The following is a 17,080-nucleotide window of genomic DNA, read 5'->3' on the forward strand; positions in this document are numbered from 1 at the left end:
GTAATATAAAATCTGCTTGACATTAGGAGGTGTGAAATGGAAGCATTAAGAGTAGTAATCAACATAATTTTTATATTGGTATGTGTAGCACTGACAGTGTTAGTATTGATGCAGGAAGGTAAATCCGCAGGACTGGGTTCCATCAGCGGCGCTGCTGAGACCTACTGGGGCAGAAATAAAGGACGTTCCATGGAAGGTATGCTGGTGAAGATCACGAAGATCCTTGCAGTATTCTTCATGTTACTTGCAGTCGTACTGAATCTGAACGTATTTTAATCATTACGAAGGATGACACTCTTGTGTGCATGGCATACAAGAGTGTTTTATTTATTCATAGGAAATTTCTTCCTATGAATAAAAAACGCTCCGCAGGGATCGCACTGCGGTGGTTATGAAATATGTCGCAAAAGCGACCCGCCGCAGGCGGAGAATCTCGCAAGCGAGATTCTTTTTTATATTAAGAGAGGTTACATGAGTAATAACGAAATCAGAGAGAAGAGAAAAAAGGTAATCTGTGATCTGGTGAAGGATGATTTTTACGTTCCGATGAAGGAAAAGGAACTGGCAATATTTCTTCAGGTCGCAAAAGAAGACCGGGAAGAGTTTCGTGAGATCTTGCGGGAACTTTTAGCGGAAGGAAAACTTACCCTGACCGTAAAAGGAAAATATATGAAGTCCAACGGTAAGGTTCTGACAGGAACTTTTATCAGCAATGCCAAAGGCTTTGGATTTGTGGAAGTGGAAGGAAGGGACGAGGATCTGTTCATTCCGGAGGACAAGCAGGGAGGAGCATTCCATAAGGATACCGTGGAAGTGGCACTTCTGCCTGCGAAGACCGGCAAACGCCAGGAAGCGCAGGTCATCCGTATCATTGCCAGGGGAATGACCCAGGTGGTGGGAACCTATGAGCAGTCCAAGAGTAATTTCGGCTTTGTTATTCCGGATAACACGAAGATAGCACAGGATATTTTCGTGCCGAAGGAGTGGTCGAAGGGGGCCATGACCGGACATAAGGTCGTGGTGGAGATCACCGGATACGGCACGAATACGAAGAGCCCTGAGGGTAAAGTCGTGGAGATCCTGGGACATATCAACGATCCCGGTGTAGACATCATGTCTATCGTACGTGGCTTTGACCTGCCGGTGGAATTCGGCGAGAAGATCATGAACCAGGTGGAGAGGGTATCCCAGGAGGTATCCGAGGCGGACTGTGCCGGCCGCAGGGATCTGCGGGATGTGACCATGGTCACCATCGATGGAGAGGATGCCAAGGATCTGGATGACGCTGTCAGTGTATCCTTTGACGGGACATATTACCACTTAGGAGTACACATTGCAGACGTGACAAACTACGTGCAGGAGAATTCCGCTCTGGACAGAGAAGCATTAAAGCGCGGCACCAGCGTCTATCTGGTAGATCGTGTGATCCCCATGCTGCCCCATGCACTGAGTAACGGTATCTGTTCCCTGAACGAAGGCGTGGACCGTCTGGCATTAAGCTGCCTGATGAAGGTGGATGAAGAGGGCGAGATCGTGGACTATGAGATCTGCGAATCTGTGATCCGGGTCAAGAAACGGATGTCTTATACCGTGGTGAAAAAGCTGTTGGAGGAGCCGGAGTGTGTAGAGAATAATGCCGGTGCGACGGATGGAACCGCCGGGGAAAGCGCAGGAACCGTAACAGACTATTCCCAGTACAGGGAACTGCTCCCTATGTTCCAACAAATGGCTGAACTCGCGGACAAACTGCGGAAGAAGAGACAGAAGAGGGGATCCATTGATTTCGATTTCCCAGAGTGCAAGATCCTGTTGGATAAGGAAGGACATCCGCTGGATATAAAACCTTACGAGCGGAACGTGGCTACTATGCTGATCGAGGATTTCATGCTTGCAGCAAATGAGACAGTGGCGCAGCATTTTTACTGGCAGGAGCTGCCCTTCGTCTACCGCGTCCATGATGTGCCGGATCCGGAGCGGATCCAGAAGCTGTCCACGTTCATCAGCAATTACGGGTATTACATGAAGGCGCTGGGGCGCAGGAACAGCAAGGTCTCCACGGAGGAGATCCATCCCAAGGAGATCCAGAAGCTGTTACAGAAGATCGAGGGAACTCCCGAAGAGCCTATGATCGCCAGACTGACCCTGCGGAGCATGAAGCAGGCGAAATACAGCACGGAATGTACCGGACATTTTGGACTGGCATGTCAGTATTACTGTCATTTTACTTCGCCGATCCGCCGCTATCCGGATCTGCAGATCCACCGCATTATCAAGGAGCAGCTTCGGGGACGCCTGAAGGCAGAGAGAGTGGAGCACTACCGGGATATTCTGCCGGAGGTAGCTAAGCATTCTTCCGAGATGGAGCGCCGTGCCGATGAGGCAGAGCGGGAGACGGATAAGCTGAAGAAGGTAGAATATATGGAGCAGCACATCGGAGAGGAATACGAGGGTGTGATCTCCGGTGTCACCGGCTGGGGACTGTATGTGGAACTGCCCAATACCGTGGAAGGGCTGATCCATATTTCCACGATCCCGGGCGACTATTATCACTACAATGAGGCAGCGTGTGAGATGGTGGGAGAGGCTACCGGACGTTGCTTCAAACTGGGAATGCCGGTGCGGATCGAAGTGGAAGACTGCGACCGTTTTATGCGTACCATCAATTTCCGGCTGATGGATAAATAAATCCGCGGTCACAATGAAGCTATACTTCATATGAACCCGGGGGCAAAGGAAAATGTCAGTTCATTGACAAATGTAAAAAATATAGTAAACTGTAACTATTCAGAGTCGTAAAAAAGCTCCGCAGGAGTGTTTTATGAACGGGTTTCTGAATAGTTACAAGGTTTTAAGAGGTAGCCATGGCAAAAGGAAAAGAGTCCCAGAAGCTGATCGCGAACAATAAAAAAGCATATCATGATTTTTTCATCGATGAGACCTATGAGTGCGGCATTGCCCTGCACGGTACGGAAGTAAAGTCCATGCGTATGGGAAAATGCAGCATCAAGGAGGCTTTCGTCCGCATTGAAGACGGAGAAGTATTCGTCTACGGAATGCATGTAAGTCCTTATGAGAAGGGAAATATTTTTAACAAAGACCCTCTTCGTGTGAAAAAGCTGTTGCTGCACAAGTACGAGATCAACAAGCTGTTGGGCAAGATTAAGGAAAAAGGGTATACATTAGTCCCTTTGCAGGTATACTTTAAAGACGGTAAGGTCAAGGTAGAGATCGGACTGGCACGTGGTAAAAAGCTCTATGACAAGCGAGAAGCCATTGCCAAAAAGGATCAGCGCAGAGAGGCAGAGAAGGAATTCAAGGTCCGCAATCTGTGATCCGCAGGCTCTGATTCTGCAATGCTTTACCGCAAGTGCTTGACAGTGTGTGTGCCATCAAGTATACTTGGTCTGACAATTGAATAAGGGGTAGTAAAGGTTTCGACAGGGGTTTTGCAGCTGGAGAAGCGAGTCGCATGGTAATGCGTTAAATGGCCAAATTAAAATTAAACGCTAACGATAATTTAGCATACGCTGCCTAATGGCAGCAGTCGGCCCTAGGGCACTCACACCTTAGGATCCCGGCTTCAAACATGTGAGAAACGACATATGCAAAGCTTTGCGCATATGGGCGTAACATGAAGCTACTGAAATGCTCAGGGTGTTTATTCCCGGGGCGCGGAGGGAATGTCAAAAAATAAACTACACTCGTAGAAGGACAGGGAATAGGCTTTTGGACACGGGTTCGACTCCCGTCTACTCCATAGAAAAGTGCCGTTTTTGCGGCATTTTTTCTTTTTCGTGTAGCATCAACCAAACTCAGTATAAGTGGTATAATTTCCAAAGAGTTTTACAAGGGAGTAATTGACAAGCTATGAAAATGAAACATAACAGATTTCAGAAACGTTTGATAACACAATTGTCATTATGGCTGGCACTGCTATTGACATTCACCGGCTGTGCGGAAAGCACCGTCACGCCGCAGGACAATACCTATGCGATTGAGCAGCCGGCGACGATCCCCTCCGAATTGCTGGAAGCATCGGAGACCGCAGTATCGGAACCCGAATCCGGACAGCCACAGGAATACTCTTCGGATACACGAGAAGCGCAGCAGGTCGTATCTGCAACAGACGTTCCGACAGGAGAGGGCACATCAGCATTTTCCCTCCGGGAGATTCCGGCATACTCCGGCACGCCTTATACAGAAGTCAATGGCAACAAACCTTATTTCACAGAGGCAGATCTGACCACACAGTCCTTCGAGACATACAGCGAGCTGGACAGCCTGGGGCGCTGTGGCGTGGCATATGCCAACGTAGGACAGGAACTGATGCCGACAGAACCGAGAGGGGAGATCGGAGCCGTGAAGCCTACCGGATGGCATCTGGTGAAATACGATAACGTGGACGGAAAATACCTATACAATCGCTGCCACCTGATCGCCTACATGCTGGCGGCGGAAAACGCCAATCCACAGAACCTGATCACAGGAACCAGATATCTCAACGTGCAGGGAATGCTCCCTTTTGAGACGAAAGTCTGCGATTATGTCAAAAATACAGGGAACCATGTTCTGTACCGCGTCACTCCCATATTTGACGGGGATAACCTGCTGGCAGACGGAGTCCTCATGGAAGCCTATTCCGTGGAAGATGCCGGAGAGGGAATTCAATTCTGTGTATTTGCCTACAATGTGCAGCCGGGGATCGGTATTGACTATGCCACCGGTGATAACTGGGCGGAGAGCAGCGGAACCTACCAAAGCACAGCAGCGCCTGTTGCGGTAGAGACACCGGTGCCACAGCCTGAGACCGATACCGCGGTGCAGATCACACCGGAATCATCGGCACCACAGGAATCCCCGGGAATTACTTATGTGCTGAATACCAACACCAAGAAATTCCACTATCCCACATGCTCCAGTGTGGACGATATGAAAGAGAAAAATAAACAGATCTACACCGGTAGCAGAGAAGAGGTCATCAATATGGGATATGTCCCCTGTAAACGGTGCAATCCCTGAAATTTGGTGCAGATCTGGTACAAAAATAAATAAAAACAAAATAAATAAAAATTCCTCAAAAGTTGATTTTCGACAGACATGAAAAAGGTAACACAATTGATATTGTGTTACCCTTGTGTTCAGAGTATGATCTCCTGAAAAATTTTATCCCGGTCATCCTGCTCAATGCCAAGATATCGTTTGGTCACTTCATAAGACGAATGATTATAGATGCTGACCAGCATTGCCGGCTGTACGCCCTGCTGCCAGGCATGGTATCCGAAGGTTTTGCGAAGGGAATGACAGCAGATCACGCCGGGAATATTGTAATAAGCTGCCGCCTTTTTGATGATGCGAAAAGCCTGCACCCGGCTGATGGGTTCATTTTTATTGCTGTGGGGAAAAAGATACTTTTCTGGCTGAATAGGTTTTTGCTCCGTTTGAAGCTGTGCCCGATAAGTTTGAAGACATGCGTGAATATTATGATTGATATAGATGCAGGAGGTCTTTCCCGTCTTCTGCTCTATGATCTCAATATGCTCCTGCCATCTGTTTTGAGAAAAGTTATAAACATCTTCCCACCGCAGAGTAAGCAGATCCGAAATCCTCAGTGCAGTATTCAATCCCAGGATCACTAACAATTGGTTTCTGGCATTGGGGTGGATTTCCTTATAGTAGTTTTTAAAATTTTTCAAATCCTCCAGGTTACGAATTGGTTGTGCTGTATTCATCTGATTCCTCCTAGAAATTAGTGGAAGCCGCATAAAACCGGCGTTTTTTATATATCTGTGAACTATAACATATACTTTCCGGGGCTGCATTTACTTTGGCAAATGAGGGGTTCAATTTTTTCCAAAAAAGGGGTTAAGTTTTCTGCGAGCGTACCGATATACTATGTGAAAGCAAAAAGGTAACACAATATCAAGTTTGTTACATTACGATCAGTATTTCCAAAACACAGCAAATTATAAGGAAATAATCGATTCAAGGAGGAATGGCTATGCTGAGATTATCGGTGAGAGATGAAGAGTTTCTGATGATCGGAGACGATGTGAAGATTGTATTTCTGGGAAGCAGCGGCGGACAGACACGTATCATGATCGATGCCCCAAAGGATGTGAACATCGTACGAAGCAAGGCCATTGAAAAACGGATCCAGGATCCGGAGATTCTGGCGACGATCCCGAAGTATTACAAGAATCCGGAAGGTACCGCCAAGAAGAAAAAATCCAACGTCGTGATCGTACAGAACAAATAACTTCAGATATTGTGGGACAAAAGCTTGCTAACAATGCGGAATCCTAGGGCCGCAGTAACTATTAACCACACACCGCAGATAAACGGATGTATCTGCAAAACTTTTTACACATGGAGGTAAATTATTATGGTAGTACAACACAACTTAACAGCAATGAACTCTAACAGAATGTTAGGCTTAACCACAGCATCCCAGGCAAAGTCCACCGAGAAACTGTCTTCCGGTTACAAGATCAACCGTGCAGCTGATGATGCAGCAGGCCTGTCCATCAGTGAGAAGATGAGAAAGCAGATCAGAGGTCTGACACAGGCTTCTTCTAACGCACAGGATGGTATCAGTGCAGTACAGACCGCTGAAGGTGCTCTGAACGAAGTTCAGGACATGCTGCAGAGAATGAACGAACTGGCTGTAAAGGCTGCTAACGGAACCAATTCCGAAACAGATAGAACTTATATTCAGAACGAGATTGATCAGCTGACCACAGAGATCGACCGTGTATCTGAGACAACGAAGTTCAATGAGACCTATCTGTTAAAGGGTGACAGAAGCTCCAGCGCTTATACTTTTAAGTATGATTCTCAGGCTACGAAAACAGCAACAAATCTGTATCAGGAAGATGGAACTACTACTATTGCAGATGCTGATGCGTTAAAGGCTTATTTGGATGCAAACCCTAATGCGAAGGTTTATAAGACAAAGGGAAGTTGGAGTGCACCTACTGCCGATACATGGGCAGAGGTAGGAGGAACTCGTACTAAATTAACGGCTGATAATATCAGCACTTATTTGAATCCGGATAAGACAGCTAAAGCTGGAGTTACTTTTCATGATGCAGCTGCTGCAGGAAATCCCATAGCTGCAGCAGATGTGACCACGACTTATACTGCACCTACAGAAGCTGTAAAGGATACTGACTACACATATAATTCAAAGCAGTATTATGATGCAGACGGCAACAAGATTCCTGCTAATGCGTTGAATGGTTATTTCAAAACAAGTGATGGCGCAACAGTAGATGTAGATGCTGATTCTACCAAAAAGGCATATGATAAGGACGGCAATGCTGTTACTCCTGCAGCAGCTGATGTTAAAGTTGACAAGACCTTAAAGGGAGTATTGTCTCTGACTCTTCATGTTGGTGCCGATGCTACTGACAATAATCAGATTAGCGTAAAGATTGATTCCATGAGCGCAGCAAGCCTTGGCGTAGATGGCATTAAGGTTGACGGTGCAGATGATACCAATGCGCTGAATGCCGTTGATACTATCAAGGAAGCAATCCAGAAAGTATCCACCCAGCGTTCCGCACTTGGTGCTGCACAGAACCGTCTGGAGCACACCATCAACAACCTGGACAACGTTGTAGAGAATACCACTAGCGCAGAGAGCCAGATCCGTGATACCGATATGGCTACTGAGATGGTTAAGTACTCCAACAACAACATCCTGGCTCAGGCAGGTCAGGCTATGTTGGCTCAGTCTAACCAGTCCAATCAGGGCGTACTGTCTCTGTTACAGTAATCTTAACCACAGTTTGATCCAAAACATTATTAGAATTAGTTGTGTAAAAACTAACATAAAAAGGTTCCGCCGGAGGATTCCGGTGGAACCTTTTTGCTGCAGACCAGTCAGAAACGAAAGCATTAAAAAAGCAACCGCCCATTGCCCAAGGTATCGGTTGCTTTTTTAGAACCATAAACTGAGACGAACCGTTGCTGTACGGTAGCACTCTTTTTGTAAGTAAATGTTATCACAAGGGTGTATTTTCGTCAACAGTTTTCATGATGTCATTTTTCATAAGTTGCACTTCAAATTCAGCAATTCCGGTGGAACCTTTTTGCTGTGAACAGCCTGAAAATAGCAGTAATACGGCACTTGGTAAAAATGCACAAAATCCAAATCCGTGAAAATAGCCAATTTCAACATACTGAATTTTGTATACTTATTTCGCAGAAATTCATAGGAAAACAGTCCTCTATACCTTATAATAAACGTGGGTGCTGCCAAAACGGTAAGCGGTTCGCCTTTCGCCAAAGTGGGAACATTTTGAGAACTTCCAGTATTATCGGAGGTGATACGAATGGGAAATTTAACGAAAGGTACATAAATGATAGAAACAGTGGTTGGCGCTGTCGGTATTGTAGTTACGATGATCAGCATCATCGTGACCGTGATCAGTATCGTGCAGACCAGTCAGAAACGAAAGCATTAAAAAAGCAACCGCCTCCACCAAAGGTACAAGTTGCTTTTTTAGAACTATAAACTAAGGTGAACCGTTGCTGTACGGTAGCACTCTTTTTGCCTTTTAATACTAACACTTTTTTTACGATGCGTCAACATTTTTCGCATACTTGCAATCATTCTGCAAATGCTATAGACTAAGAGTAATCTACATTGATCTGAAAACAGTAAAGGAGATCACTATGTGCACAGCAGCAACTTATAGATCGCAGGATTTTTATTTTGGCAGAACTTTTGATTATGAATTTAATTACGGAGAAGAAGTGGTGGTAACACCGCGTAATTACTCTTTTCAGTTACGGCATCAGAATGCACTGACTGAGCATTATGCCATGATCGGTATCGCTCATATGGTAGGGGATTATCCGCTGTATTATGATGCGGTCAATGAGAAGGGTCTGGGTATGGCAGGTCTTAATTTCGCGGGTAACGCCGTATATCGTAAGCCCAAGGAGGGCAGAGACAATATCGCACAGTTCGAGTTCATTCCCTGGATCCTGGGACAGTGTGCTACGGTGCAGGAAGCCCGGACGCTGTTAGCCCACATCAATCTGGTGGACACGCGGTTCAGCGAGCAGTTTCCGACATCACAGCTGCATTGGATCCTGGCGGACAGGGACGAGGCAATTACGATAGAGGCAGTCGAGGAAGGACTGAACATCTATGATAATCCCGTAGGAGTATTGACGAACAATCCTTCCTTTGACAAGCAGCTGTTCCGGTTGAATGATTACAGCTATCTGTCTCCGGACCAGCCGGTGAACCGTTTCTCAGAGCAGCTTCAGCTGCAGCCGTACAGCCGCGGTATGGGAGCTATGGGGCTGCCCGGTGATCTGTCCTCTGCCTCCCGTTTTGTCCGGGTGGCTTTTACGAAAATGAATTCTGTATCGGGGACCTCGGAGTCTGAAAGCGTCAGTCAGTTTTTCCATATCTTAGGAAGCGTGGCTCAGACGAGAGGGTGCTGTCGTCTGGAAAACGGTAAGTATGAGATCACCATTTATACTTCCTGCTGCAATGCGGACAGGGGGATTTATTATTACACTACCTATGAGAACCACCAGATCACAGCCGTGGATATGTACCGGGAGAACCTGGATGGGGAGATCCCCGTGCATTATCCCCTGGTGCAGGGAGAGCATATCTTAGTGCAGAATGCGGCAGATACAATGGAGGAAAATTTGTAAATGGATGTAGAACAGAGAGAATATGTAGTGTCCGGCTTCGCCTTCTATTCCGAGAGGGATGCCGGACTTGCGGAGCAGGAACGGCAGAAGATCGCCTATCTGGATAAGCACATTGACCATGCGGATATTCAATCGGTTCTTGCCATTTATAAAAAAGCGCTGGAAGACCGGGTGTTCCGTACTCCGGTGGGACTGGAGTATCTCAGGGAGCTGCAGGGAGAGCTGTGCGCCCGGGAAGAAGAATTGGGGGAGGAAGTACCTCCGATCCCTCTGTGGACGAGTTTTGCCGATGTCAGAACGAAGACGTCCCCTGCCAGAAGACGGATTCAGCCGATGCCGGAAGATGGGGGCAAAAAGGCGGGTCTCCACCTGTCAGTGATCATGAACATCGTGATGATTGTGGCGATCATTGCCATGTTTGTGATCACATTGAATTCCGACCAGCCCAATATCCTGAATTACGAGCGGAATCTTCAGAATAAATACGCTTCCTGGGAACAGGAACTGACCCAGAGAGAGCAGACAGTGCGGGAAAAAGAGAGAGAATTACATATAGAAAATACTGAAAATACAGGGAATACGGAGACCGAGGTTTCACAGAATTGACATATTTTCGCGCTATACTATGTCTACAACAGAAAGGTGAGGGTGTGTATGGACAGACTGAAAATACTGGTAGTAGATGATGAGAGCAGAATGCGTAAGCTGGTCCGGGATTTCCTGGTGAAGAGTAATTTTGAGGTGCTGGAGGCTGGGGATGGCGAGGAGGCACTGGATATTTTTTATAAGGATAAGGATATTGCACTGATCATTCTGGATGTGATGATGCCGAAAATGGACGGCTGGCAGGTATGTCGGGAGATCCGTGTGAATTCCAAAGTTCCTATTATTATGCTGACAGCCCGCGGAGATGAGAGAGACGAGCTGCAGGGCTTCCAGTTGGGAGTGGACGAGTATATTTCCAAGCCCTTCAGCCCCAAGATCCTGGTGGCGCGGGTGGAAGCAATCCTGCGCCGGACGAACCAGTTAGGGCATGACGAAGCACTGACCTGCGGTGGGATCACTGTGGATAAGACAGCGCACCGTGTGATCATAGACGGCAAAGATGTGGACTTAAGCTATAAAGAATTCGAGCTTCTGACCTATTTTATGGAAAATAAGGGAATCGCCCTGTCCAGAGAGAAGATACTGAACAACGTATGGAACTATGATTACTTCGGGGATGCCCGTACCATTGATACCCATGTGAAGAAGCTGCGCAGCAAGCTGGGCGAGGAAGGTAATCTCATCAAGACCATATGGGGAATGGGGTACAAAATGGATGAAACAGTGGAATAAACAGCAGAAGAAAAAAGTGCATTCTATCAGGGGACAGTTCGCCTGGATATTTATCGGGCTGATGATCGGGACGATCCTTTTGTGCCTGCTGCTGAATTACATGTTTTTAGGCAGAGTCTATATGCAGAGCAAGCTGGATGTCATTCACGATGCTTATGAGACGATCAAGCAGGCGGCGGAGAGCGACAGCTATGGTTCCGAGGAATTCGCCAGAGAACTGGATGATGTGTGCAGAAGCTATAACATGACAGTATGTGTCATGGACGTGAATTCCAACATGAAATATGTATCCATCAACGGTGGTGAGAGACTGGAGAACCGTCTGATCGGCTATGTGTTCGGCTTCGGAACACTTCCGGATAATGAGCGGGTCATCGAGAACGGTGATGACTATGTGATCCAGAGAACCGGGCAGGAGAATAAGGAATATTTAGAGATCTACGGCAGGCTGAACACCGGAATCTCTTTTATCATGCAGACGCCGCTCTCCAGTATTCAGGAGAGTGCCAGGATCGCCAATCGGTTTTATATGATGATCGGCTGTCTGGGAGCACTGGCGGGCGGTATCATTATCTGGTTTGTCTCCAGACGTGTGACGAAGCCGATCCTGGAGCTGAACGATATCTCACAGCGGATGGTACAGCTGGATTTTGAAGCAAAATATCAGGGCAGGGCGCACAATGAGATCGATCTGCTGGGGGAGAACATTAATAAACTGTCCGATTCCCTGGAACAGACGATTTCGGAACTGAAGACTGCGAATAATGAGCTGCAGCGGGATGTGGAGAAAAAGGAAGCTGTCGATGAAATGCGTAAGGAGTTCCTGGCGAATGTCTCCCATGAACTGAAGACCCCCATCGCTCTGATCCAGGGCTATGCGGAAGGACTGCAGGAGGGCGTCAATGACGATCCCGAGAGCAGACAGTTCTACTGTGATGTCATCGTGGATGAAGCGGCGAAGATGAACAACATGGTGAAAAAGCTTCTGACGCTGAACCAGCTGGAATTCGGTAACGATGTGGTGACTATGGAGCGTTTCGACATTACGGCACTGGTGAAGAATTATATCCAGTCGGCGGCAATTCTGACCAGACAGAACGATATCACGGTGCGGATGGAAGAGTATCCTCCAATCTATGCCTGGGCGGATGAATTTAAAATAGAAGAAGTATTTATGAACTTTTTCTCCAACGCGGTGAATCACTGCGAGGGTGAGAAGATCATCGATGTCAAAATGGAACAGAAGGATGGCAGGGTGCGCGTATCGGTATTCAATACCGGTAAGCCGATCCCGGAGGATTCCATCGGCCACATCTGGGAAAAATTCTATAAAGTAGATAAAGCCAGAACCAGAGAATACGGCGGCAGCGGTGTGGGACTGTCCATCGTGAAGGCAATCATGGATTCCATGAACCAGCCTTACGGTGCGATCAATTACACCAACGGTGTGGAATTCTGGTTTGAATTAGAGACAAAATAATGATATTAAAAGGATATATTTTTATATGAGGGAAGAACAGATGCAGGAGGCACCGGTAAAGGTGCTGCTAGTCGGTGTGGACATCGGGGAAGAAGCGGATTTTGAACATTCCATGGAAGAACTGGCAAGTCTGGCAGAAGCCGCGGAGAAGGAAGTCGTGGGCCAGATCGTACAACGGCTGGATCATGTGAACAAAGCATTGTATATCGGAACGGGCAAGGTGGCTGAGGTACGCAGAATGGCGGAGGAGAGAGGTGCACAGGAGGTCGTATTTGATAATTCCCTGACGCCTTCACAGGTACGTAATCTGGGCAAGGAGCTGGAGCTTACCGTCATTGACCGTACGAACCTGATCCTTGACATATTTGCCATACGGGCACAGACCAGAGAAGCCAAACTACAGGTGGAGACAGCAAAACTGCAATATATGCTTCCGAGACTGGTAGGTATGTACGATGCACTGAGCCGTCAGGGCGGCGCCAGCGGCAGTATGAGTAACAAGGGTACCGGTGAGAAGAAGCTGGAGCTGGACAGACGTAAGATCGAACACCGGATCACGGAACTGAAAAAGGAGCTGGAGGATGTCAGCAGGACCCGGGATGTGCAACGCAGGAAAAGACAGCAGTCCCGGACTCCGCAGGTGGCGCTGGTGGGCTATACCAATGCGGGAAAGTCTACGATCCTGAACCGCATGGTGGAGCAGTTCGGAGAGCTCCCGGAGAAGACGGTCATGGAAAAAGATATGCTGTTCGCCACATTGGAGACCAGTGTCCGCAGTATAGATACGGGGCACAATAAGCCGTTTTTCCTGACGGATACGGTTGGATTCATTCATAAGCTGCCCCACGGTCTGGTAAAGGCATTCCGCTCGACCCTGGAAGAGGTAAAATACGCAGATCTGCTGGTCCAGGTGGTGGATTTTTCCGATGAAAATTACAGACAGCAGATGCAGGTCACTGCCGATACTCTGAAGGAACTGGGAGCAGGTGACATTCCGCAGATTGTGGTGTATAATAAAGCAGACAAATGCGGCATGGAACCGCTGCCGCAGAAGAGACAGGAGCACTGGTATCTCGCCGCAGGGCAGAATACCGGTATCCGTGAACTGGCAGAAGCCATTGAACAGCAGGTCTATATGGACAATGTGGATTGTACTTTCCTGATCCCGTACAGCGCGGGGAATGTAGCTTCCTATCTTATGGAAGAGGCGCAGGTTTTTTCTACGGAGTATAGGGAAGACGGTATTTTGATTCATGCGGACTGCCACAGGCAGGACATGGAGAGATACAAAGATTACGTGGTGCAATAGATCATGCAATGCAGGGAGGATATTATATGGAACAGAATACACAGCAGGACAGAGCAAAGCTTTTGGAACAACAGGCAAGGGAATACCTGATGCGTTCCAATGATCCGATTTTTACACAGTATGTACAGCAGTTGATTCCCAGAATACAGAAGCAGCCCCAGTATGTGGAGCAGTTACAGGCAGAGCTGGATAAAAGCGTGGAATACTGGCACCAGAGACAGAAACTGAATGCGGAAAGAGCAGAAAGTGCTGCCGCAGGGCAGATACAGGAGTCCGTACAGCCTTCTACACAGGAGCCCATGCAGGAACAGCTGATAGGGCAGGCTGTTGGGCAACCGGCAGGACAGTTCACTGGGCAGCCGGCAGGACAGTTCGCTGAGCAACCGAGAGGACAGTCCACTGTGCAGCCGGCAGCAGAGACAGTAGTACCGGGGACGAAGAAAAAGCAGAATGCGGAATATTTCATTGGAACCATTGCTCTTTCTGTGATGGGAGGCGTATTTATCCTGACAGCCCTGGTGCTGATGGGAATGTATTTCATGAACGGATGGATCAAGGGAATCTCTCTGTATGTGGTATCCCTGGGCGTAGTGCTGTTAGCAGAGCTGTTGATCCGGAGAAAATTACCGAAGCTTGCACAGATATTTTCGGCGATCGGCATGGCAGCTTTGTACCTGTCCACCATGATCAATACGCTATCCTTACATAATTTCGGGATGCTTCCCGCAGCTTTGATCATTGGTGTGATCACCGTAGGCACGGTATTGCTGAGCCGGAAACGGGATTCGCTGATCCACAGACTGCTGGGGATTGCTTCCTGCTGGCTTTGCGCCTATCCGTTATCCATGTCCTCCGGGTTATCGATGGCGGAGGTCCTGATGGTAATGGGATTGATCCTGATCCTGAGTATGTTGTGTGCCTGCGTACCGGTGCACAGATTCCATACGGCATCACAGCTGATCCTGTTTGCCAGTACCACAGTGCTGTTTCCGATGGTTGTAGGCTGCATCGTGTGGACACAGAGCATGCCGGTTGGTGTTGGAGTTGCCGCTTATAGTGTATTTTTCCTGATAGCTCATCTGATACTGGTGGTACAGACCCGTTATGCGCAAATAGAAAAGCAGACCGGACATGTGGTGAAAAGCGGAGGACTGCTTGCAGTATACATCGCATTTATTCTGGTATCCGGAATCATGACGGGTGCGGGTATGGATGATTATTGGAGAGCAGCAGAGACGGATGGATATATAGGCATTTTTGCCCTGACCGGAATCGCATTTGTTATCACAATTCTGACTGTGATCGCTTTGCGGAAGGCGGAAAAAGGATGGCAGAAATGGATTCCGTGCTATTTCTTTAGTTTTGTGACTTTCTGTGGATTTTCAGTGATAGAGAATGATTGGGGAATTGTGATCTGTGCTACGGTATTGCTGATAGCAGTAAAAATACTGTCACGCCTGGCAAAAGGGGGCCTTGCTGCACTGGATGCCATACTTACTACGGTATATTGTATCCTGCTCCTGATGAACGGGAAGGAGATCCCTTATGCTTATGTACTTTTGGCGGGAACGATCCTCAGTATGTTCCTTGTGCATGAATGGAGTACCTACCAGGAGATCGTGCTGACTTTTTCACTGGCATTTTTTGCTTTGGCACATTTGATGCCTATGATAAAGCTGCCGGCATTTTCCGGAATTCTCTTCGTGAGCATTCTGCTGTTCAATAATGTGAATTGTATGCGGGGTAAGGGAATCCTCGTATTTAACGTATTCGTACTGATCGGACAGGTCGGAGCACTGATCGGTCTGGCAGACCCGGTATATCGGAATTCCTACATTACTTATTTATGTATGTTTGTGTTTGTGCTGGCTTATCTGGTGCTGACCCTGCAGGAAAAATATTATAAGAACTTTAAACACAGAGAACTGATCTTTGTGATATTCCTGACCTATATGGCACTGATCGTCAAAACGAATATCCCTGTGATCAACAGTATTCTGATCATGCTGATCGCACTGGTAAGCGTGACTGCCGGTTTCGTGAAAAAGGATAAGCCCGTCAGAATCTATGGCTTAGTGCTTTCTCTGTGTACTTGTGGTAAAATAGCTTTATATGATTACTGGGGCGCACCGATCCTGCAGAAGACCATACTTTTCTTCGTGGTAGGTGTAATTGCTCTTGTAATTGCCGGAATCTATATTATACTGGAAAAGAAATGCAATGAGTGATGTAAGAGCCAGGAAGAAAGAAAAAGGAATAAAATTATGACAGGACGTAATAAAAACATTGTATGCGGAGCCTTATTATGCACAATGATGTTATCCATGACAGCCTGCGGCAATGAGATTCCGAATCTGACGGAAGAGGAATCCCAGCGGGTCGGAGAGTATGCGGCAGTGACACTGCTAAAATACGATGCCAATAATCGCAGCCGCCTGGTAGATCCCGAAATGGTGATCGCCAAATTGGAAAAGGAAGCGGCGAGGGAAGCAGCAAAAGCAGCACAGGAAGAGGCGAAAGCAGAAGAGACGGGTAGTACCGGTACCACAGAAGTGACGATGCCCACGGCGCAGGAAGATATTACTGCCAGCATGGAAGAATTTTTTGGACTGCCGGAGGGTGTCAGCATTACTTATGAGGATTATATGGTAACAGATTCTTATCCCGAGGACTGGGCTACGGATGAGTATTTTGCATTGGATGCATCCACTGGGAAGAAACTGCTGGTGCTCAGATTCTGTCTGACGAATGGAACAGAGCAGGAAGAGAAGATCGATCTGCTGAATACGAACTCCAGATATATTATTACAGTGAATGACAGCATCAGGGCAAATGCACTGACTACCATGCTGCCGAATGACATGTCTACCTATGAGGAGACACTGGAACCCGGACAGTCACAGGAACTGGTACTATTACTGGAAGTAAACGAAGATGTGGCAGGTGCCGTACAGACGATAGCACTTCGTCTTAAAAATGCATCAAATGAATATACAATTCAATTATTGTAGATATTTTTTGAAAAAAATAAAAAACAGTGTTGACAAGTGGAAGATAGGGTGATATACTCAGTTTCGTTGTTGCGGCAGTGCCAAGACAACGAAACAGCTTCCAATAAGACTTAAAAAGTTTTTGAAAAAGTTGTTGACAGATACCGACAAGGTATGATAAGATATCAAATGTCGCGAAAAACGAAAGCTTTTCAAGACAAAAATGTTTTTAAAAAAGTTGTTGACAAACGAAAGCGGTCGTGATAAGATATCAGAGTTGCC

At 47.2% G+C, this 17,080-nt stretch carries 14 protein-coding genes and 1 other RNA gene; 14 read left to right on the forward strand and 1 reads right to left on the reverse strand.

Annotated elements, in window-relative coordinates:
- The first annotated feature begins 36 nt into the window (after positions 1–36).
- The 5 genes from secG (at position 37) to ACTRDR_RS08570 (ending at position 5,019) form a co-directional block, all read left to right on the forward strand.
- The gene (gene secG / locus ACTRDR_RS08550) at positions 37–276 is read left to right on the forward strand and encodes a preprotein translocase subunit SecG (RefSeq protein ID WP_118537268.1); all 240 of its coding nucleotides are present in this window, start codon (positions 37–39) and stop codon (positions 274–276) included.
- 195 nt (positions 277–471) lie between these two features.
- Entirely contained in the window at positions 472–2,685 is a 2,214-nt protein-coding gene (gene rnr / locus ACTRDR_RS08555) for a ribonuclease R (RefSeq protein ID WP_440526953.1), read from the forward strand.
- A 176-nt stretch (positions 2,686–2,861) separates the two neighbouring features.
- The gene (smpB, locus tag ACTRDR_RS08560; protein ID WP_022152980.1) at positions 2,862–3,332 is read left to right on the forward strand and encodes an SsrA-binding protein SmpB; all 471 of its coding nucleotides are present in this window, start codon (positions 2,862–2,864) and stop codon (positions 3,330–3,332) included.
- Between the two features lie 87 nt (positions 3,333–3,419).
- Positions 3,420–3,760: a transfer-messenger RNA gene (gene ssrA / locus ACTRDR_RS08565) on the forward strand.
- A 107-nt stretch (positions 3,761–3,867) separates the two neighbouring features.
- Positions 3,868–5,019, forward strand: coding sequence for a DNA/RNA non-specific endonuclease (locus ACTRDR_RS08570; RefSeq protein ID WP_440526954.1), 1,152 nt, complete (start codon positions 3,868–3,870; stop codon positions 5,017–5,019).
- 119 nt (positions 5,020–5,138) lie between these two features.
- Here the strand turns inward: ACTRDR_RS08570 and ACTRDR_RS08575 are convergent, their stop codons facing one another.
- The gene (locus ACTRDR_RS08575; RefSeq protein WP_440526956.1) at positions 5,139–5,729 is read right to left on the reverse strand and encodes a tyrosine-type recombinase/integrase; all 591 of its coding nucleotides are present in this window, start codon (positions 5,727–5,729) and stop codon (positions 5,139–5,141) included.
- Positions 5,730–5,998: 269 nt separating this feature from the next.
- Between ACTRDR_RS08575 and ACTRDR_RS08580 the strand changes: the two genes are divergently transcribed.
- From ACTRDR_RS08580 to ACTRDR_RS08620, 9 genes are all read left to right on the forward strand, one after another.
- On the forward strand, positions 5,999–6,256 hold the full coding sequence (locus ACTRDR_RS08580) for a carbon storage regulator (RefSeq protein ID WP_440526958.1): 258 nt from the start codon (positions 5,999–6,001) through the stop codon (positions 6,254–6,256).
- A 126-nt stretch (positions 6,257–6,382) separates the two neighbouring features.
- Entirely contained in the window at positions 6,383–7,777 is a 1,395-nt protein-coding gene (locus tag ACTRDR_RS08585) for a flagellin N-terminal helical domain-containing protein (protein ID WP_440526960.1), read from the forward strand.
- Positions 7,778–8,679: 902 nt separating this feature from the next.
- The gene (gene bsh, locus ACTRDR_RS08590) at positions 8,680–9,681 is read left to right on the forward strand and encodes a choloylglycine hydrolase (RefSeq protein WP_440526962.1); all 1,002 of its coding nucleotides are present in this window, start codon (positions 8,680–8,682) and stop codon (positions 9,679–9,681) included.
- Positions 9,682–10,287, forward strand: coding sequence for a hypothetical protein (locus ACTRDR_RS08595; RefSeq protein ID WP_440526964.1), 606 nt, complete (start codon positions 9,682–9,684; stop codon positions 10,285–10,287). It begins immediately after the preceding gene.
- 48 nt (positions 10,288–10,335) lie between these two features.
- Positions 10,336–11,019 carry a response regulator gene (locus ACTRDR_RS08600; protein ID WP_176864373.1) on the forward strand — a complete coding sequence of 228 codons (684 nt, stop codon included), beginning with the start codon at positions 10,336–10,338 and terminating at the stop codon, positions 11,017–11,019.
- Entirely contained in the window at positions 11,003–12,499 is a 1,497-nt protein-coding gene (locus ACTRDR_RS08605; RefSeq protein WP_176864371.1) for an ATP-binding protein, read from the forward strand. The genes ACTRDR_RS08600 and ACTRDR_RS08605 overlap by 17 nt, the downstream gene beginning before the upstream one ends.
- A 25-nt stretch (positions 12,500–12,524) precedes the next feature.
- Positions 12,525–13,808: a GTPase HflX gene (hflX, locus tag ACTRDR_RS08610; protein ID WP_440526966.1), complete on the forward strand. Its 1,284-nt coding sequence runs from the start codon at positions 12,525–12,527 to the stop codon at positions 13,806–13,808.
- A gap of 26 nt (positions 13,809–13,834) precedes the next feature.
- The gene (locus ACTRDR_RS08615; protein WP_440526968.1) at positions 13,835–16,036 is read left to right on the forward strand and encodes a hypothetical protein; all 2,202 of its coding nucleotides are present in this window, start codon (positions 13,835–13,837) and stop codon (positions 16,034–16,036) included.
- Positions 16,037–16,072: 36 nt separating this feature from the next.
- Positions 16,073–16,819, forward strand: a complete 747-nt coding sequence (locus tag ACTRDR_RS08620; RefSeq protein ID WP_440526969.1) for a hypothetical protein — start codon at positions 16,073–16,075, stop codon at positions 16,817–16,819.
- Positions 16,820–17,080: the final 261 nt, after the last annotated feature.

The sequence above is a fragment of the Simiaoa sp. genome, from assembly GCF_051972595.1.
GTDB lineage: Bacteria > Bacillota > Clostridia > Lachnospirales > Lachnospiraceae > Acetatifactor > Acetatifactor hominis.